The 18,547-nt window shown below is 64.8% G+C and carries 22 protein-coding genes; 6 read left to right on the top strand and 16 right to left on the bottom strand.

Going from position 1 to position 18,547, the window contains the following annotated elements:
• Positions 1-3 precede the first annotated feature (3 nt).
• On the top strand, positions 4-354 hold the full coding sequence (locus ABC728_RS21045; RefSeq protein WP_416617467.1) for a DUF2200 domain-containing protein: 351 nt from the start codon (positions 4-6) through the stop codon (positions 352-354).
• Positions 355-519: 165 nt separating this feature from the next.
• Here ABC728_RS21045 and era read toward each other — a convergent pair whose 3' ends face one another.
• The 9 genes from era to folK form a co-directional block, all read right to left on the bottom strand.
• Positions 520-1,497: a GTPase Era gene (era, locus tag ABC728_RS21040; protein ID WP_416617468.1), complete on the bottom strand. Its 978-nt coding sequence runs from the start codon at positions 1,495-1,497 to the stop codon at positions 520-522.
• Complete coding sequence (rnc, locus tag ABC728_RS21035) at positions 1,494-2,183, bottom strand: ribonuclease III (RefSeq protein ID WP_416617469.1); 690 nt, start codon at positions 2,181-2,183, stop codon at positions 1,494-1,496. Before rnc ends, era begins: the two co-directional genes overlap by 4 nt.
• On the bottom strand, positions 2,180-3,013 hold the full coding sequence (gene lepB / locus ABC728_RS21030) for a signal peptidase I (protein ID WP_416617470.1): 834 nt from the start codon (positions 3,011-3,013) through the stop codon (positions 2,180-2,182). Before lepB ends, rnc begins: the two co-directional genes overlap by 4 nt.
• A 6-nt stretch (positions 3,014-3,019) precedes the next feature.
• Positions 3,020-3,436 (bottom strand): holo-ACP synthase, encoded by a 417-nt coding sequence (gene acpS / locus ABC728_RS21025; RefSeq protein ID WP_416617471.1) that lies wholly within the window; start codon positions 3,434-3,436, stop codon positions 3,020-3,022.
• The gene (locus ABC728_RS21020; RefSeq protein WP_416617634.1) at positions 3,433-4,179 is read right to left on the bottom strand and encodes a pyridoxine 5'-phosphate synthase; all 747 of its coding nucleotides are present in this window, start codon (positions 4,177-4,179) and stop codon (positions 3,433-3,435) included. Before ABC728_RS21020 ends, acpS begins: the two co-directional genes overlap by 4 nt.
• Entirely contained in the window at positions 4,179-4,703 is a 525-nt protein-coding gene (locus tag ABC728_RS21015) for a DUF2062 domain-containing protein (RefSeq protein ID WP_416617472.1), read from the bottom strand. The genes ABC728_RS21020 and ABC728_RS21015 overlap by 1 nt, the downstream gene beginning before the upstream one ends.
• A 76-nt stretch (positions 4,704-4,779) precedes the next feature.
• The gene (locus ABC728_RS21010) at positions 4,780-6,993 is read right to left on the bottom strand and encodes a RelA/SpoT family protein (protein WP_445376486.1); all 2,214 of its coding nucleotides are present in this window, start codon (positions 6,991-6,993) and stop codon (positions 4,780-4,782) included.
• 65 nt (positions 6,994-7,058) lie between these two features.
• The gene (rpoZ, locus tag ABC728_RS21005) at positions 7,059-7,445 is read right to left on the bottom strand and encodes a DNA-directed RNA polymerase subunit omega (protein WP_416617474.1); all 387 of its coding nucleotides are present in this window, start codon (positions 7,443-7,445) and stop codon (positions 7,059-7,061) included.
• 83 nt (positions 7,446-7,528) lie between these two features.
• On the bottom strand, positions 7,529-8,020 hold the full coding sequence (gene folK / locus ABC728_RS21000; protein ID WP_445376485.1) for a 2-amino-4-hydroxy-6-hydroxymethyldihydropteridine diphosphokinase: 492 nt from the start codon (positions 8,018-8,020) through the stop codon (positions 7,529-7,531).
• A 311-nt stretch (positions 8,021-8,331) separates the two neighbouring features.
• Between folK and ABC728_RS20995 the strand changes: the two genes are divergently transcribed.
• Positions 8,332-8,928, top strand: a complete 597-nt coding sequence (locus ABC728_RS20995; RefSeq protein ID WP_445376484.1) for a LabA-like NYN domain-containing protein — start codon at positions 8,332-8,334, stop codon at positions 8,926-8,928.
• 202 nt (positions 8,929-9,130) lie between these two features.
• On the opposite strand, the gene ABC728_RS20990 is transcribed toward ABC728_RS20995, so the two are convergent.
• The 4 genes from ABC728_RS20990 to ABC728_RS20975 all read right to left on the bottom strand — a co-directional run bounded on the left by ABC728_RS20990 (position 9,131) and on the right by ABC728_RS20975 (position 11,231).
• Positions 9,131-9,331, bottom strand: coding sequence for a YdcH family protein (locus tag ABC728_RS20990; RefSeq protein ID WP_416617477.1), 201 nt, complete (start codon positions 9,329-9,331; stop codon positions 9,131-9,133).
• Positions 9,332-9,440: 109 nt separating this feature from the next.
• Positions 9,441-10,016: an FKBP-type peptidyl-prolyl cis-trans isomerase gene (locus ABC728_RS20985; protein WP_416617478.1), complete on the bottom strand. Its 576-nt coding sequence runs from the start codon at positions 10,014-10,016 to the stop codon at positions 9,441-9,443.
• A 76-nt stretch (positions 10,017-10,092) separates the two neighbouring features.
• Positions 10,093-10,584: an FKBP-type peptidyl-prolyl cis-trans isomerase gene (locus ABC728_RS20980; protein ID WP_416617479.1), complete on the bottom strand. Its 492-nt coding sequence runs from the start codon at positions 10,582-10,584 to the stop codon at positions 10,093-10,095.
• Positions 10,581-11,231, bottom strand: a complete 651-nt coding sequence (locus tag ABC728_RS20975) for a hypothetical protein (RefSeq protein WP_416617480.1) — start codon at positions 11,229-11,231, stop codon at positions 10,581-10,583. Before ABC728_RS20975 ends, ABC728_RS20980 begins: the two co-directional genes overlap by 4 nt.
• 178 nt (positions 11,232-11,409) lie before the next feature.
• Between ABC728_RS20975 and ABC728_RS20970 the strand changes: the two genes are divergently transcribed.
• The 3 genes from ABC728_RS20970 (at position 11,410) to ABC728_RS20960 (ending at position 14,602) form a co-directional block, all read left to right on the top strand.
• Positions 11,410-13,086, top strand: coding sequence for an NAD+ synthase (locus ABC728_RS20970; RefSeq protein WP_416617481.1), 1,677 nt, complete (start codon positions 11,410-11,412; stop codon positions 13,084-13,086).
• Between the two features lie 271 nt (positions 13,087-13,357).
• A complete protein-coding gene (locus ABC728_RS20965) occupies positions 13,358-13,696 on the top strand; it encodes a response regulator (RefSeq protein WP_445376660.1) in 339 nt (112 codons plus the stop codon).
• 6 nt (positions 13,697-13,702) lie between these two features.
• On the top strand, positions 13,703-14,602 hold the full coding sequence (locus tag ABC728_RS20960; protein WP_416617483.1) for a protein phosphatase CheZ: 900 nt from the start codon (positions 13,703-13,705) through the stop codon (positions 14,600-14,602).
• Positions 14,603-14,649: 47 nt separating this feature from the next.
• Here ABC728_RS20960 and ABC728_RS20955 read toward each other — a convergent pair whose 3' ends face one another.
• Positions 14,650-15,342 (bottom strand): helix-turn-helix transcriptional regulator, encoded by a 693-nt coding sequence (locus ABC728_RS20955; protein ID WP_416617484.1) that lies wholly within the window; start codon positions 15,340-15,342, stop codon positions 14,650-14,652.
• A 97-nt stretch (positions 15,343-15,439) separates the two neighbouring features.
• On the opposite strand from ABC728_RS20955, the gene ABC728_RS20950 reads away from it, so the two are divergent.
• Positions 15,440-16,120, top strand: coding sequence for a glutathione S-transferase family protein (locus ABC728_RS20950; protein ID WP_416617485.1), 681 nt, complete (start codon positions 15,440-15,442; stop codon positions 16,118-16,120).
• Between the two features lie 129 nt (positions 16,121-16,249).
• On the opposite strand, the gene mltG is transcribed toward ABC728_RS20950, so the two are convergent.
• Both mltG and fabF read right to left on the bottom strand, forming a co-directional pair.
• Positions 16,250-17,260, bottom strand: coding sequence for an endolytic transglycosylase MltG (gene mltG, locus ABC728_RS20945; protein ID WP_416617486.1), 1,011 nt, complete (start codon positions 17,258-17,260; stop codon positions 16,250-16,252).
• Positions 17,261-17,267: 7 nt separating this feature from the next.
• Positions 17,268-18,533 carry a beta-ketoacyl-ACP synthase II gene (gene fabF, locus ABC728_RS20940; protein WP_416617487.1) on the bottom strand — a complete coding sequence of 422 codons (1,266 nt, stop codon included), beginning with the start codon at positions 18,531-18,533 and terminating at the stop codon, positions 17,268-17,270.
• Positions 18,534-18,547 lie beyond the last annotated feature (14 nt).

The following is an 18,547-nucleotide window of genomic DNA, read 5'->3' as shown; positions in this document are numbered from 1 at the left end:
CCCATGACGAAGCACCGCCTCTATACGATGAGTTTCGCCAAGGTTCACCCGCTCTATGTCGCCAAGGCGGAACGGAAGGGCCGCACCAGGGCAGAGGTCGATAAGATCATCTGCTGGCTGACCGGTTACACCCAGCCCGGACTCGACGCCGAACTGGCCAGGCAAACCAGCTTCGAGGATTTCTTCGCCCAGGCGCCGCGACTGAACCCTTCGCGGGATCTGGTCACAGGCGTGGTCTGCGGTGTCCGGGTGGAAAATGTCGAAGATCCGCTGATGAAGGAAATACGCATCCTCGACAAGCTGGTCGACGAGCTTGCCAAAGGCCGGCCGATGGAAAAGATATTGCGGCAATAATACTATTTTGCGGTGATCAGAACCAATTGGTTCTGATCACCGCCCTCAGTCGCCGCCGGACCAACTTGCGATGAGTTCTACTCATCGCAAGTTGGTATAAGATGGAGGGGAAGCGGCAGGGCGCGCACCCGCCGCCGGCCTCTCCCCTTTCCGCCGCCTGACCGCTCAGGCGTTGAAGTCCAGGCCCCAGGCCTCGTACTGGTCGCGCTCCTCGGCCCAGTTCTCCCGCACCTTCACGAACAGGACCAGATGGACCGGACGGCCCAGGAAATCCTGCATCTCCACCCGGGCAGCGGTGGAGATGGACTTGATGCGGCTGCCGCCCTTGCCCAGGATGATGGCCTTCTGGCTGTCGCGCTGGACATAGATCACCTGCGCGATTCGCACGGAGCCGTTCTCGAACTCCTCCCAGCTTTCCGTTTCCACGGTCGTGGCATAGGGCACTTCCTGGTGAAGCTGGAGGAACAGCTTCTCCCGCGTGATCTCCGCGGCCAGCAGACGCTCGGGCATGTCGGAAAGCTGGTCCGGCGGATAGAGCCAGGGGCCTTCCGGCACCGACGACGCGAACCAGGACAGCAGCGTGTCCAGCCCGTCACCCGTCAGGGCCGACACCATGAAGGTCTCTGTGAAGATGCCGAACGCCGCGAATTCAGATGCCAGCGCCAGAAGGCGCTCCCGCTTGATCAGGTCGATCTTGTTCAGCACCAGCACGGCCTGGCGCCCGGCGTCCTTCAGGCGGTCAACGATGCCGCGCGTGTCGTCATCGATGCGGCGCTGGCTGGCATCGAACAGTACGGCCACCTGGTCGGCATCGGTCGCCCCCTGCCATGCGGCGGCCACCATGGCACGTTCCAACCGCTTCTTCGGGGTGAAGATGCCGGGCGTGTCGACATAAAGGATCTGGCTGTCGGCCACCATGCCGATGCCCAGCACGCGCGAGCGCGTGGTCTGCACCTTGGGGCTGACGATGGAAACCTTGGTGCCGACCAGCGCGTTCAGCAGCGTGGACTTGCCCGCATTGGGCGCACCGACCAGCGCCACGAAGCCGCAGCGCGGATGGACCGGTGCGGGGCGGGCGGGGGCGTCGCCATCGGTGTCCTGGCCCGCGAGAAAGCGGGAAACGATATCGTCGGGATCGGTCATGACTTGCGTATCCGGGTCAGCAGGGCTTCGGCGGCAGCCTTTTCCGCCACCCGTTTGGAAGGACCGGAAGCGATGGCCGGCTCATGGCCCTCAACCTCCACGGAGATTTGGAAGACGGGCGCATGGTCCGGACCGCTGCGGCCGATATCCTTATAAAGCGGCAGTTTCTGTCCGCGCGCCAGCGCCCATTCCTGAAGGCCGGTCTTCGGGTCCTGCGGGGGTGCGGCCCGCGCGCCTTCCAGCGCCGCATCCCAATGCCGGCGGATGAAGCCGGCCGCCGCCGGCAGACCGCCATCCAGGTACAAGGCACCGATCACCGCCTCGCAGGCATCGGCCAGGATGGCCGGCTTCACATCGCCCGCCTGTTCGCCAGGCGCCAGGCGCAGGAACCGGCCGAGCCCGATGCGCCCCGCCACCACCACCAGCGCCTCTGCCCGGACCAGCGCCGTCAGGCGGCGGGCCAGCGCCCCTTCCTGCTCCTTGGGAAACCGTTCCAGCAGCCATTCGGCCACGATCAGGCCCAGCACGCGGTCGCCCAGGAACTCCAGCCGCTCATACCCCTTGCCCACGGCGCGGCGGTTGACACCGCCCACCGATGGATGCGTCAGCGCTTCCACCAGCCGCGCCTGATCGGCGAACCGGTGGCCCAGGATATCCTGAAGCGCATCAAGCCCGGCATCCATCATTGAACCCTTTCCCAGAACCGTTCGGTGCGGATCGCCTGGCCCCAGCGCCAGAAGCGCCACAGGCTCTCCTCTTCCCGCACCGACAAAAAGATGTAGGTGGCCCGGCCCACGAGATTTTCCACCGGGATGAAGCCCACGACGTCCGGTACACGGCTGTCCTGCGAATTGTCGCGGCTGTCGCCGATACCGAACACATGGCCCGGCGGTACGTTGAAGACGGGCGTATTGTCCAGTGGCCCGAAATCGCCCGACATCTCGATCACGGGATGCTGGCGGCCGCCGGGCAGCGTCTCGATATATTGCGGGGCCGTGAACGCGCCGCCGAACCCTTCATGCAGAACATAATCGGGCGCGCGGATGCGGGCCACCATCTCGCCATTGATGTACAATGCGCCGCCGATCATCTGCACGCGGTCGCAGGGCAGGCCCACGATGCGCTTGATATAGTCGATCGAGGTATCCTTGGGCAGCTTGAATACGGCCACGTCGCCGCGTTCGGGCAAACGGCCGAACAGACGGCCCGGCGCCCCCTGGCAGTCGGCCGTCACGGCCGGCGCATCATCCCCGAAGCGCAGGAATTCCGGCAGGGAATAGCGGCTGTAGCCATAGGCCGCCTTGTTCACGAACAGATAGTCCCCCACCAGCAGGGTCGGCACCATCGATCCCGTGGGAATGTTGAACGCCTCCACCGCCAAGGTCCGAAACCCCAGGACGACCAGCACGCAGATCAGCATGAAGCGCACGCTTTCCCCCCAGCCGCCGACGGCATGCGGCTTGGTTTCCACCAGTGGCGGCAATACTTCGTCCTGCGGGCGGCGAGGCTGTTCCATGGGCGGTCAGGCCGGTGGCTGGGCAATGGCGGAGATGACGACGAAGGCCTGGGCATAGGGGGGCTCATCCGTCATCGACAGATCGATGCGCGCATCCATGCCGGCCGGCACCAGGGCGGACAGCCGGTCCCGCGCGCCGCCGGACAGCAGCAGGGCCGGCCGGCCCTTGCCGTCGGAGACGACCTCGATATCCTTGAAATGCACGCCGTCGGCGTAACCCGTGCCCAGCGCCTTGGTCGCCGCCTCCTTCGCCGCGAACCGCTTGGCATAAAGGGCAGCACGCACAGGCCCGCGCCCCGCCGCATCGGCCCGCGCCCGCTCGCCAGCCGTGAAGATTCGGGCGGCGAAACGGTCGCCGAAACGGTCCAGGCTGGCCTGGATACGGCGGATATCGACCAGATCGCTGCCGATCCCCAGGATCATGCGGCCCCCGCCCGGCGACCGGCATCCATGCGGGCGCGCATTTCGACGATGGTGGCGGACAGGCCGACGAAGATCGCCTCCCCCATCATGAAATGCCCGATATTCAGTTCCATGATCGACTGGATGGCCGCCACGGGCCCCACATTGTCGAAGGTCAATCCATGACCGGCATGACATTCCAGGCCGATGGCCGCGGCGTGGGCGGCACCGGCCACCAGCCGGTCCAGTTCCGCCTGCCGCAGCGGGCCGGCGGGTGCGTCGGCATAGGCCCCCGTATGCAGTTCAACCACGGGCGCACCCAGCGCGCGGGCCGCATCCAACTGCACCGGGTCGGCCCCGATGAAGATGGACACCCGGATGCCGGCCGCCGCCAGCCGGGCAACATAGGGTGCCAGATGCGCCCTGTTCGCGATGACGTCCAGCCCGCCTTCCGTCGTCCTCTCCTCCCGCTTCTCCGGAACCAGACAGACGGCGTGCGGCCGATGGCGCAGGGCGATGGCCAGCATCTCCTCCGTCGCCGCCATCTCCAGGTTCAGGGGCCGGTCGATCTCGGCCATCAGCCGTTCGATATCATGGTCGCGGATATGGCGACGATCCTCCCGCAGGTGGGCCGTGATGCCATCGGCCCCCGCCGCCACGGCCAGCAGGGCCGCGCGCACCGGGTCGGGATTGTCGCCGCCGCGTGCGTTGCGCACGGTGGCCACATGGTCGATATTCACGCCCAGGCGCAGCGGCCTCAGAATCATGGCAATCCCTCTTCACGCACCTGAAGCGGCCGGGCGGCACGGCGCCGCTTCCGCCGCTTTTCCTGATAGAACCGGATCACGGGCTTGGCAATCGCATAGACGGCAAGGCCGGCCGCAATCCCCATCAGGGTGCCGCCGGCCAGCATGGGCATAAGCACCTGCCAGGGATGGCTGATCAGGAAGGCCAGCGTCAGGCGGGCCTGATCCTCATGCCCCGGCGTGATGCCCATCAGCACGCAGCCCAGCCGGTAACTGGCATACCAGATGGCCGGAAATGTCCAGGGATTGCCCACCACGGTGCCGACCATGGCCCCCATGATGCTGGCCCGGCTCACCCAGGCCAGCAGGAACCCCACCAGGAAATGCAGACCAATCAGCGGTGTCATGGAGACCGCGGCACCAAAGGCCAGCCCCAGCGCGATGGCATGCGGCGTGCCCTCGATGCGCCCCACGCGATGGACGACATAGCGGCCCGACCGTGCCAGTCCCATGGACGGCCAGACCAGCCGACGCAGCCGCATCGCTGGTGTCAATGGTACGCGCCGCCTGAACATGTTTACGGTCCCGGTTCCTTTTGCCGCCCCCTATATAGGGATGTCAGCGGCCGCGTTCGACCGAATGGATCACGGGTGTGGCCCGCAATGCCGCCATGATGTTGGTGAGGTGCTTCACGTCCTTGACGTCCACATCGATCAACATCTCGAAATAGTCGCTGGTGCGGTTGGTGATCTTCAGGTTGGTGATGTTGCCGCCATTCTTGCCGATCACCGTGGACAGGGTGCCCAGCGCCCCCGTCTCGTTCGCAACCACCACCGACAGACGGCCAACCAGATCGTCGGGCGCGTCGGCATCCGGGTCCCAGGACACATCGATCCAGCGTTCCGGACTGTCGTGGAAGCTCTCCAGTGTCTCGCAATCGATCGTATGGATCGTCACACCCTTGCCCGTGGTGACGATGCCCACGATGCGGTCCCCCACGATCGGGTGGCAACAACGGGCATAATGCACCGCCATGCCCGGGATCAGCCCCCGGATGGCCAGCGGCGCACCGCTGGCTTTACGCGCCGGCTTGGCCTTGGTGTTGATGGAAGCCACCACCTTCTCGTCCGCCGTCGCCGCGCTGGGCGTGTAACGGTGACCGGGGAAGATGGAATTGAAGACGTCGCGCACACCCGTCGTGCCGGCACCGACGGCGGCCAGAAGATCATCCACCGACGGCTGCTGATAGATCTTCAGCACACCTTCGAAGGCCTTTTCGGAATATTCGTAGCCTTCCTGGCGGAAGACCCGTTCCATCAGCCCGCGGCCGAGCTTGATATGCTCACCCCGCTGCTGGGTGCGGACAAAGCGGCGGATACGGGCCCGCGCCTTGCCCGTGATGACGAAATTTTCCCAATCCGGCGACGGCGACTGGTTCTTGGAGGTCAGCACCTCCACCTGATCACCGTTCTGCAGGTGGGTGCGCAGGGGCTGCATGCGGCCGTTGATCTTCGCCCCCACGCAGGTGTCACCCACCTGGCTGTGGACGGCATAGGCGAAATCAACAGGCGTGGCGCCGCGCGGCAGGGCGATCAGATCCCCCTTGGGCGTGAAGCAGAAGACCTGATCCTGGAACAGTTCCAGTTTGGTATGTTCCAGGAACTCCTCGGGCCGGCCGGCATGTTCCAGGATGTCCAGCAATTCGCGCAGCCACCGATATTGCCTGCCCTCCGTCTTGGGCTGGCCGGCGGGCGATCCCTGCTTGTAGGACCAATGGGCGGCCACGCCCATGTCGGCCACCTCATGCATGTCGCGGGTGCGGATCTGCACCTCGATGCGCTGCTTCTCGGGGCCGATGACGGTGGTGTGGATCGACTGGTAGCCGTTGGGCTTGGGCGTGGAGATATAGTCCTTGAACCGGCCCGGCACCACGGGGTACCGGGCATGGATGATGCCCAGCGCCTGATAGCATTCGCCCAGCGTATCGACGACGATGCGGAAGGCCATCACGTCGGACAATTGCTCGAACGCGACGTTCTTGGCGTGCATCTTGCGCCAGATCGAATAGGGCGATTTCAGGCGCCCATAGGTCTCCGCATTGGGAACGGCCAACTCGTTGCCGAAACGGACCGTCTTGTCCAATTCCTCGATGATGCGGTCCACGCGGGCCTTGCCCGTGGATTGCAGATCGTCCAGGCGGATGCGGATGCTCTCATAGGCGTCAGGATTCAATTCCTTGAACGCCAGATCCTCCAGCTCGTCCTTCCAGCGCTGGATACCGATACGCTCAGCCAGAGGAACATAGATTTCAAGCGTCTCACGCGCGATGCGGCGGCGCTTCTCCGGCTTCAGGAACTCAATGGTGCTCATATTGTGGAGACGATCCGCCAGCTTCACCAGCAGGACCCGGATATCCTCCGACATGGCCAGCACCAGCTTGCGGAAATTCTCCGCCTGCTTGGTGCTTTCGCTCTGCTCCCCGATATTCTGCAGCTCGATCCGCGACAGCTTGGTCACGCCATCGACCAGACGCGCGACCTCCGCGCCGAACAGACGCTGGATTTCCTCCAGCGTCGTCAGCGTGTCTTCCACCGTATCATGCAGCAAGGCCGTGATGATGCTGTTGGCGTCGAGCTTCAACTCCGTCAACAGCCATGCCACCCAGATCGGGTGCATGTAATAGGGATCGCCACTGGCCCGCGTCTGCGAACCATGTGCCTTCATGGTGAAGACATAGGCGCGGTTGAGCGCTTCCTCTTCGGCATTGGGGTCATACCCCATGACGCGCTCAACCAACTCATACTGGCGAATGATCTTGGCCTGGCGGCTCATTCTACACCGCCCTTCCGCGTCTTCCCACGCCAGCACGGCCCTGACATTTTTTTACTTCCGTCGGCTCAGATATCCTCGTCGGCCAGATCGGCGCCGCCGACCTCACCCTCGGCGAAATCCATATCGCCGCCCAGTTCGTCCTCGGCCTCCGCACGGGCGGCGTCCTGGGCCCAGGACGCCTCGCCGGCCATCAGCTCAACGATCTCCTCCTCGGGCTCGTCCTGCTCCGGCACGCGCTGGTGGCCCTTGATCAGGCTGTTCTTCAGACCGTCCAGGGCGACCGTCTCATCCGCGATCTCGCGCAGGGCGACGACGGGGTTCTTGTCATTGTCCCGATCGATGGACAGCGGCGAACCGGAAGCGATGTCGCGGGCGCGCTGGGCCGCCATCATCACCAGCTCGAAACGGTTCGGGACCTTCAGGACGCAATCTTCAACGGTTACGCGGGCCATTCGACATATACTCCAGCGACGGACAAGCCTTTATCTATAAGGAGCAGACCGGAACATTGCAAGAATGCCCACCCGCGCCCACGTCATTCCAGACCCGACAGGCGGGGCACCGATCCGGCCAGCGGCCGGATGCCCTGCCCCGGCGTCAGCGCCCCGATCAAGTCGGATACCGTAGCGCCATGCACGGGATGGCGCCAATGCGGTGCGACGTCGCGCAACGGATACAGTACAAAGGCGCGCTCGCCCATACGCGGATGCGGCAGGATGGGCGGCCCTTCCTGGAACATGCCCTTGTAGTCCAGCAAATCAAGGTCCAGCACCCGCGCCTCGTTCAACTGCCGACGCATGCGGCCGAACTCTTTTTCCACCTCATGGAGTCGCGACAGCAAGGCGGCGGGGGACAACCCGGTCTCCACCCTGGCGACGGCGTTGACGAACCAGGGCTGATCGGAAGCCGGCACGGGCGCCGTCTCGTAAAAGGCCGACACGGCCGTCACCCGTACATCGCCGGAATTCAGCCGGGCCAGCGCGCGGGTGCATATTTGTGCCGGCGTCCCCAGGGCCTCAGACGCCAAATTCGAGCCAATCGCAATCAGAATCACCGGCCTTACCTGGAAATAAGGGCCATCGCCGGCCATTTACTTGGGGGATGGCGAATGACGGCACTTGCTGCCGAACAGGCTATGGCATACCGTGCCGGAAATCGTTCGTCACCTGCCGCGTGCTTCTGGCTCCCTTGACGGGGCCAAGAGGACCGACCATAAACCTCTTCGTCCGGCCGAAGTGGTGCATGTGAAAATTGCGGCCGGAAAGTAGATTTTTCCAACTCAATTCTTAAGAGGATCGAATGGCACGAAAGATATTTTATCAACAGGAACGGCTGGCCATGTTCATTGATGGGGCCAACCTTTACGCCGCCGCCCGATCCCTGGGATTCGATATTGATTACAAGCGTCTTTTGGAGTTGTTTGCAGCAGAAGGCCGGTTGATCCGCGCTTTTTATTATACGGCACTGGTCGAAGATCAGGAATATTCGCCGATCCGTCCGCTGGTCGACTGGCTGGACTATAACGGCTACACGATGGTCACGAAGCCGACCAAGGAATTCACCGACGCATCGGGCCGGCGCAAGATCAAAGGCAACATGGATATCGAACTCGCCATCGACGTGATGGAGATGGCGGACCATGTCGACCACATCCTGCTGTTCTCCGGCGATGGCGACTTCCGTCGCCTTGTGGAAGCGGTGCAGCGCAAGGGCGTGCGCGTGACCGTGATCAGCACCGTTCGTTCGGCCCCGCCCATGGTCGCGGACGAACTGCGGCGTCAGGCCGACAATTTCCTGGAATTGCAGGACCTTGCCCCCAGCATCCAGCGCAGCCACAGCGGTCGTTACCAGCAGCCCCCGCTGGCGCATGACCATACCGGCCATGACGACCAGAATGTCCAGCCCGAGCAGATGCACGAAGAACCCGGAGAGTAAAGCGCACCCCCGGCGGGCACATCCCGCCGGGGGTATCTTGCGCGCCGGGTTGCGAACCGCCAAGCATTGAGCGATCGGATACAGACGCGCTACGCGCGGCATTCCGGAGGTCACGGTCTTTTCATGCAAAACCCCGGTGATCGGATACCGATCACCGGGGTTTTGCATGAACGCAGCAGCAGAAACCGCGCCGCAATCGCTTCTACGCGATGATATCGGGTACAAGCTGGCTTTCCAGCCGGGCGATCATGTCCTTCAGCAGCAATTTGCGCTTTTTCAGGCGTTGAATCTGGAGTTGATCGACGGGCAACTGCTCCGTCAGCCGCTGGATGACATCATCCATGTCGCGATGCTCTGTTTTCAGAGTCGCGAGTTTCTCCTTCAACATCAATTGGTCGGTCATCGGGTTCCGCGTCGCACAGCTTGTCGCAGGCGCTCCAACGCCCGGGCGCATCCATACCACAAAACGTGCCCCGCATGGGGCACGCATTTTTCAGGGGCGCGGGGTCGCATCAACGAACGGTGCCGGGCTTGGCCAGCAGGTTTGTATTGTTCGGCTTCCGGATGCCGAGCAGTTCAATGGTGAACAGCAGCGTCGCATTGGGCGGGATGCCGCCATCGGGCTGGCCGCGGGCGCCGTAGCCCAGATTGCCGGGAATGGCCAGTTCCCACTGTTCGCCCACGCGCATCATGGGCAACGCCTCCTGCCAGCCGCGGACGACGCGCCCCAGCGGCAGGCTGGCCGGCCGCCCACGGGCATAGGAACTGTCGAATTCCTTGCCGTCGATCAGAACGCCCCGGTAATGCACGGTCACCTCGTCCGACAGGGTGGGACGCAGGGCATTGCCGTCCGCCGCGCGGATGACGCGGTATTGCAGACCGCTGGGGGTCACGCGCCAGCCGGGCTTCTTCAGATTGTCGGAAAGATACTGGGTTTGCGGATCGATGCGCGGCATGGACAGCACGTCCTCCACCGAACCGCCGGCCGGCGGCGGCACCGGCCCGGTCGCCTGCGCCAGGGCTGCCGGGGCAGCCAAGGCCAGCGCCAGGGCGAACAGGGACGCCAGGGTCACGGAACGATCGGTCATGTCAGGACTCCGCATCAGGCAACGAACTGCTAGCGGGTTAGCACGGATGGCGCCCCGGGTCACCCCCTCCGGGCCATCAAAGCTCGCTCGACAGTTTCAAGCGTGTCACCGACAGCAGTTCGATGGTGAAGAAAAGGTTGGAACCGGCCGGCACCTTGCCGCTGGCCGATACCGCAGCGCCATAGCCTGCGCTGGCAGGCACCGCCAGTTCCCAGACATCGCCCGGCCGCATCAGCGGCAGCACCTGCTTCCAGCCGGCGATCACCCGCGTCAATTGCAGGGCGGCGGGCCGGCCCTGGGCGCGCGTATCCTCGAAGACCGTGCCATCCTCCAGGCGCCCCTGGTAATGCATCCGGGCCGTGTCGATCAGACGCGGCGGCACGCCCGCGGCGGGGCCGGATTTGACGATGCGGTACAGGGTCGGCCCCTGCGGCACCGCCCGCCATCCCCCCTGGCCCGAAAGCCGGTCCAGGAATGCCTGCTCCGCCGGCGTCAGGGCACGCGCCGGGGCCACTTGCAGCAACGGCAGGACCATAAGGCCCAGCAGGTGACGGCGCCGCATGATCATGGCGTGGCACTTCCCTTCCGCTCGTCCTGGAACGCCGGGGGCACGCGCCCTTCCGGCGGGTCCAGCGTCATCATGATCAGATCGCCCGGCACCTCGAACAGGGCCGGGTCCTGCGGACCACGCCGGATCTCCGACAATTGCATGGAGATGGCGGCGACACCGCCATCCCCGGTCCGCCCGTCCAGCTTCACATAGATGCCGTCAGGCGTCGCCCACACCCGGCCGTCGAAGCCACCGCCATCGGGCGTCATGTCCTGGACACGGTAACGGGTGACCTTCTCCCCCGCCACGGTCTCCGTTCCCTCCGGTTCTCCCGAAAGCCGGGCGAGAATGCTGGGGACGATACCCACTTCCGGATCAGTCAGGGACAGTTTCATGGCCATGCGGCTTTCGGGCTGGATCACCACGGCCTCGTCCAGGTCGGGCCGCACGATCAGCAGGTTGTTCATGCCATCCACCCGGCTTTCACGCCGCTCCCTCCCCTTGTCATGGAACAGCCGCGCCGACAGCGCCACCCCGTCGACCTGCAGATCCTGGCTGGCGGAGAAGGCCGCCATCGGGGCGGGCAGCGGATCGGCCCCTGCCGGCAGCACAACCGCCAGACACGTCACCAGGGCCGTCAGCAGCATGGACGAAAGGGATGGCATGATGGGCCTCCAGCCTGTTTCATCGAAAATAGCCGGCCAGCACCCGGCGGGGCAAGCCGGAGCAAGCAGGGCGGCCATGCCGTCCCCCGCCGCAGCCGGGCTTGACCCCTTATGCTCAACAAGAGAATAAGGAAGCCGACCGGCCCCGCCGCCGGCCATGCCGCAGGACGAAGATGACATGACCGATCAATTGACCATCGCGCTGGCCCAGATCAACCCCACGGTCGGCATGCTGGATGACAATGCCGCCCTGATCCGCGCCGCGCGGGCGGACGCGGCGGCGGCGGGCGCGGACCTGGTCGTCTTTCCCGAACTGTCGGTCTGCGGCTATCCACCCGAAGATCTGGTGCTGAAGCCGTTCTTCCTGGACAAGGTGGAAGAGACGGTGCGCGGCTTGGCGGCACAGACGGCGGATGGCGGTCCGGCCCTGCTGGTCGGCGCGCCCTGGCGCGTGGATGGCAAGCGTCACAATGCCGCGCTGCTGCTGGATGGCGGCGTCATCGCGGCCGTGCGGCTGAAGCATGACCTGCCCAATTACGGTCCGTTCGACGAAAAGCGGGTATTCGCCGCCGGCCCCCTGCCCGGCCCTGTGAATTTCCGCGGCGTGCGGCTGGGCGTGCTGGTCTGCGAGGATATGTGGACCCCGGACGTCGCCGAGACCCTGGCCGAAACCGGGGCCGAGATTCTGGTCGTCCCCAATGGCAGCCCGTTCGAGATCGACAAGGTCAACCGCCGTCTGGACCTGGCCGTGGCAAGGGTAGTGGAAACGGGACTGCCGCTGATCTATCTTAATCAGGTGGGCGGCCAGGATGAACTGGTGTTCGACGGTGCCTCCTTCGTGCTGAACGCCGACCGGTCGCTGGTGGCCCAGCTCCCGGCCTTCGCGCCGGCCCTTGGCCTCACCCGGTGGGTCCGCACGGAAGAAGGCTGGAAGGGCTCATCGCCCGACATGACGCCGCCGCCCGACGCGCTGGGTGCCATCTATGGCGCCATGGTGCTGGGCCTGCGCGACTATGTGCGCAAGAACCGCTTCCCCGGCGTGATCCTGGGCATGTCCGGCGGCATCGACTCGGCCATCTCCGCCGCCGTCGCCGTCGATGCACTGGGACCGGCGCAGGTGCATTGCGTCATGATGCCCAGCCCCTATACCAGCCAGGAAAGCCTTGACGACGCCGCGGAATGCGCCGGGCTGCTCGGCTGCCGCATCGACACCATCTCCATCCAGCCTGCGATGGCGGCATTCGCCACCATGCTGGCACCGGCCTTCGCCGGCCGGCAACCCGACATCACGGAGGAGAACCTGCAAAGCCGGTCACGCGGCGTGACGCTGATGGCACTCTCCAACAAGTTCGGCGGCATGGTTCTTTCCACAGGCAACAAGTCGGAAATGTCGGTGGGCTATGCCACGCTCTATGGCGACATGTGCGGCGGCTATTCCGTGTTGAAGGACGTGTACAAGACAACCGTCTACCGCCTTTCGCACTGGCGAAACGGCAACCGGCCGGAAGGCGCCCTGGGGCCGGCGGGCCGGGTCATTCCCGAGCGTATCATCACCAAGGCCCCCACGGCGGAATTGAAACCCGACCAGAAGGACCAGGACACGCTGCCGGAATACGAGGTGCTGGACGATATCCTGGAATGCCTGGTCGAGCGCGACCTGTCACTGGCGGAAATCGTGGCCCGCGGGCACGATGCCGCCACGGTCAACCGCGTGTGGCGGATGCTCGACCGCGCCGAATACAAGCGGCGGCAGGCCCCGCCGGGCGTGAAGATCACCTCCCGCAGCTTCGGGCGCGACCGCCGCTATCCCATCACCAGCGGGCTTCTTTCGCTGTTGCGCAGTGCAGAGGGATAGAAAGTCGGAAAAGTTGCGCCCCGGCCCGCCCGCCACGGCTTGACAAGCCACGGGGCGCCAACCAAAGTGCGGGCCAGTAGCCATGCTCGACCATTCCCGATTGGCTTGCCTTTGCCTATCGGGTAGTTTTGGAAGAGTTACCGGCCTGGACGGGGTAATATGCCCGAAATGTCCGGCTTTTTAGACATTGTCTTTTGGTGCAACACGTTCAGGTGGGGGTTCCGCAGTGTCCTTGAACATTCAGGTGCTGGTTGTCGACGATTACGCGACGATGCGGCGTATCATCAGGAACCTGCTCACCCAGATCGGGTTCACGAAGATCGAGGAAGCCGCCGATGGCGCCGAAGCCTTGGCCAAGTTGCGCGCCGCACCCTTCGGTCTGGTGATTTCTGACTGGAACATGGAGCCGATGACCGGCCTGCAGCTTCTGAAGGAAGTGCGCGCCGACGTGCGCCTGAAGGCCACGCCCTTCATCATGGTCACCGCCGAGTTGAAGACGGAAAACGTCATCGCGGCCAAGGAAGCCGGCGTGAACAACTATATCGTCAAGCCGTTCAACGCGGACACGCTGAAGAAAAAGATCGAGAGCGTCCTGGGCGCGCTGGGTTGATCGGCCGTGTCTGAACCGATCTTCGATCTGTCCGACCAAGATTACGACGAGATCGAGGACGCGCTCATGTCGAGTCCGCGCGGGCGTGCCTTCCTGCGTGCGCGGGACAGGCGCAACCGCGTGGTGGCGGTGGATGATGTCCGCCGCCTGATCCGTGAACATCGCGACCATCCGGAGATCGATCCCCGGTCCCACATCAAGGTTCTGCGGCGCGAGCTGCAGGACCTGTCGTCGCATATCGCGGAAACCCGGCGGGAAATCGCCGCATTGAAGCCGGATGACCCCTCCGCCGATCGCATCATGCGCGCGACGGAGGAACTGGACGCCATCCTGCAATCCACCGAGCATGCGACCACGGAAATCCTGAACGGATCGGAACGTATCCAGTCGGTTGCCGACCGGCTGCGCAAGGACCATCCCGATCTGGCCCAGATCCTCGATAACGAGGTGACGGAGATCATGACGGCCTGCTCGTTCCAGGACATCACGGGCCAGCGCATGACCAAGGTGGTGAACACCCTGCGCTATATCGAACGGCGCGTGCATGCGATGATCCAGATCTGGGGGCTGGAGGGGCTGGACGCCGAGGAAATGGCCGCGGCCCTGGCCGATGAACCCAAGGACACCCGCCCGGATGCCCACCTGATGCATGGCCCGCCGCTGCGCGGTGCCATCAATCAGGATGCGGTGGACATGCTGCTGGCCGGTGCCGCCGCCGTAAGGGCCGAAGGGGGCGATCCGCTGGCCCCGCAGCCTGTGGCATCGACGGAGCCGGCGCCGTCCCCCACCCCGCCACCGCCGCCCAAACCCGCCCCAGCGGCAAGAAAGCCGGTGGATGATGAGGATGATGGCGGCATGGGCACAGCGGCCCTGTCGCAATCTGCCGTGGACGACCTCTTTCCATGAGAGCGGTTTTCGGTTGGCCGGAAACAGCTCTCATGGAAAGGGGAGCATCATTCTTCGGCACTCTGCTGCCAGCTCCGTCTCCATCGCGCCCGTAGGGCCGGGGTCCGCTCGGGATAGCGTTCACCCGTGAATTCGGCTCGAACGACCCGGTCTGTGCGGAAATGGCGAAAATCCCGCCGCATTTCACACCAGGCCGCCAGCGTCCGGGCATTGTCGAAGTAAACGATCAGCACCGGCCATATGGTGCGCACCGTCTCCCGGCCCTGCTCATCCCGATAGGTCAGATGCAGCCTGTGCCCGGCATGGATGGCGGCCCGCAGGGCAACCATGTCGATGCTGTCCTCCACGGCACGCAGGCGCGGCGGGGCCACACCGGCCGGCCGCTGCACCACGGGGCGCAGGTCCTCCGGCACCGATGCCTCGATCTTGGCCATCAGATCGGCGGCGGCACGGACCAGCACGGGATCGCCCTGCCGCGCCACCCATTGCGCGCCCAGCATCGCCACTTCAATCTCATCGGGTGTCAGCATCAGGGGCGGCATGTCGAAGCCGCCTTCCAGCATATAGCCGATGCCAGCCTCCCCACGGATCGGCACCCGCTGCCCGATCAGGGTGGCGATATCGCGGTAAATGGAACGCCTCGATATTTCCAGTTCCGTCGCAATGATTTCAGCCGTCACCGGACGGGACGCCCGCCGCAGGATTTGAATGATCTGGAACAACCGGTCGGCGCGACGCATCACCTATCCCCCTGTTTGCAACGCTGCTGACAGTAGGGTGGCAACAGGCAGGGTGTAAACGATACCCGTCAACTGCGATGCCGTGACGGGACAGACGATGATCAAGCTGCATGCCCCCGCTCCCACCCCGGGCCTTGCGGAGCCCGACCCCGTTCTTCTGAAGGTTGAAGTGCAACTGCGCATGGCCGGTCTGGCCTATGAAAGGCTGGTGGGGGGGCCGGACACACCACCCGGGCACAGGCTGCCATTCATAGAGGATGACGGGGAAATCGTGGCCGGCAGCACCCTGATCCGCGACCATGTGGAACGCACCTATGGCATCGACCTGGACAAGGGGCTGTCTGTGCGGGAGAGGGCAAACGCCTGGTCCATCGAACGGATGCTGGAAGATCATCTCGGCCGGTTGATGGCGTATGCGCCCCGGTCGCCGGACATCAATGCCAACACCAAGGGCGTGCGCGGCCCCCTCGCAGCCAATATGCCCACCCATGACGCAGCCCCGCAGGACGGAGCCGAACGGCTGGAACAGGCCGGCCGTTCGCTTTCAGCCCTTTCCGTGCTGCTGGGCGACCATCCCTTCATGATGGGGTTCTATCCCACAGGCGTCGATGCCATCACCTTCGCCATGCTGGCCTGCCTCTCCGCACGGCCATCCGATACACCGCTACACCAGATGGTCGAGGCCCATGGCGCATTCGGCCCCTATGTGCGGCGCATGGCGGCCCGGTTCTGCTCCGACTCTGTCTGGTGGTGGGGCGAACGATCCATTGCCGCCTGAACCGGTGATGGACGGTCTTTACACCGCGCTGCCGGCACCCGCCCGCCGCCGGGATGCCGGGGCTGATACCCTTTCCCGCCGTCAAGGCGAACGGCTGTGGCAAACGCCTGCAACCGTAGCCCGATCACCTCAACCGCCGTCCCGCACCCGCCGCCAGTTCACGACATTGCGATTATGCTGTTCCAGCGTCTCCGCAAAGGCATGGCCACCCGTGCCGTCGGCCACGAAATAGAGATACTTGTGGCTTTCCGGCTGCAGAACGGCCCGCAGCGACAGCAGGCCGGGATTGGCGATGGGGCCGGGGGGCAATCCATCGACCATATAGGTGTTGTAGGGCGATTCCAGTCGCCAGTCGGCCCGGGTCAGGTCACGGTCGATCTGCCCGCGGGCGTCCGACAGGGCATAGATGATGGTCGGGTCCGATTGCAGCCGCATGCCCAGCCGCAGGCGATTGATGAACACACCCGCCACACGTGGCCGCTCTGCCGCCACGCCGGTTTCCTTCTCCACGATGGATGCCAGGATCACGGCCTCTGCCGGTGTTTTCAGGGGCAGGTCGGGCGCCCGTTCGGCCCAGAGCCGTTCCAGAACCTGAGTCATATCCGCACCCATGCGAGCCAGAACCGCTGAACGCGCATCGTCGCGCAGGAAATGATAGGTCTCCGGCAACAAGGTGCCGTCGGCCGGAATCGTCGTCACCTCCCCGGCCATGGCGGGCTGGGCCTTCAGCAGTTCCACGATCTGCCAGCTTGTCAGGCCCTCCGGCACCGTCACGCGATGGATGACGGTCTTGCCGCTGATGACCAGGTCGATGGCCTGTTCCAGGCTGATCCCCGCCGCAAAACGATATTCCCCGGCGCGCAGGCGGGCACCATCGCCCCGCAGCCGGACGGCGACCAGCATGTCCCATTCGTGCCGGGTCACGCCGCCATCGGCCAAAGTGCGGGCAATCCCCTGCACACCGGTGCCGCGCGGGATGATCAGCACCGTATCGGTCGCCAGTGGTCCCGGTCCGGCATATCGCTGCCAGCCGATCCATGCCGCCGCGGCCCCCGCCGCGACCAGACCCAAAAACAGCGCCGCTGTCAGCCAGAGCCAACGGCGGCGCTGTTTGGTCGTGTTTTCCGGCTGCCCGCTCACGCGCAGATCAGGACACAGCCTTGAAGACCAGCGAAGCGTTGGTGCCGCCAAAGCCGAAGCTGTTGGACAGGGCGGCGCGCACCTTGCGCTCCCTGGCCTGCTTCGGCACCAGATCGGCACCCTCCGTCCCCTCATCGGGGTTTTCCAGGTTCAAGGTGGGCGGCACGATCTGGTCGCGGATGGACAGGACCGAATAGATCGCCTCCACAGCGCCGGCTGCACCCAGCAGATGGCCGATGGCCGACTTGGTCGATGACATGGAAGCGCCGGCCAGATCACCGCCGAACAGGCGCTTCACGGCGCCCAGTTCGATCAGGTCGCCCAGCGGGGTGGAGGTGCCGTGGGCATTGATGTAGTCCACATCACCCGGGTTCAGGCCGGCCCGCTTCATGGCCATGCGCATGGACCGGAAGCCGCCATTGCCATCCTCCGACGGGGAGGTGATGTGGTAGGCATCGCCGGAAAGGCCATAGCCGACAACTTCGGCATAGATCTTGGCACCGCGCGCCTTGGCGTGCTCCAGTTCCTCCAGCACGACAACGCCGGCGCCCTCGCCCATGACGAAGCCATCGCGACCCTTGTCGTAAGGGCGGCTGGCCTGTTCGGGCGTATCGTTGAAGCCCGTGGACAGCGCGCGGGCCGCGGCGAAGCCGGCGATACCCAGGCGGCTGCAGGCGCCCTCCGCCCCACCCGCGATCATCACGTCGGCATCATCCAGCGCGATCATGCGCGCGGCGTCGCCGATGGAATGGGCCCCCGTGGAGCAGGCGGTCACCACGGCGTGGTTCGGACCCTTGTAGCCGTGATTGATGGAAATATGGCCCGACGCCAGATTGATCAGGCAGGACGGGATGAAGAAGGGCGAGACGCGGCGCGGCCCCTTCTCGGCCAGCACCAGCGATGTCTCGTAGATGCCGGGCAGACCGCCGATGCCGGAGCCCACGGAAACGCCCGTGCGCTCGAATTCCTCGTCGTTGGATGGCTTCCAGCCGCTGTCCTTGATGGCTTCATCGGCCGCCGCGATGGCGAACATGATGAAGTCGTCCATCTTCTTCTGTTCCTTGGGCGGAATGAAGAGATCGAGGTTCAGCGTTCCATCGCTGCCATCGCCACGCGGCACCTGGCCCGCGATCTTGCAGGGAAGATCGGAGACGTCGAAGCCCTGGATGGTACGGATGCCGGACTGACCCTTGATCAGGCGGTCCCAGTTGGTTTGCACCCCAACCCCGAGCGGGGTCACGAGACCAAGACCGGTGATGACGACGCGGCGCATGTATCCGACCTGCA

The organism is Niveispirillum fermenti (genome assembly GCF_052474395.1).
Note: the sequence above shows the minus strand (reverse complement) of the source record. Positions and strands in the feature narration are given on the sequence as shown.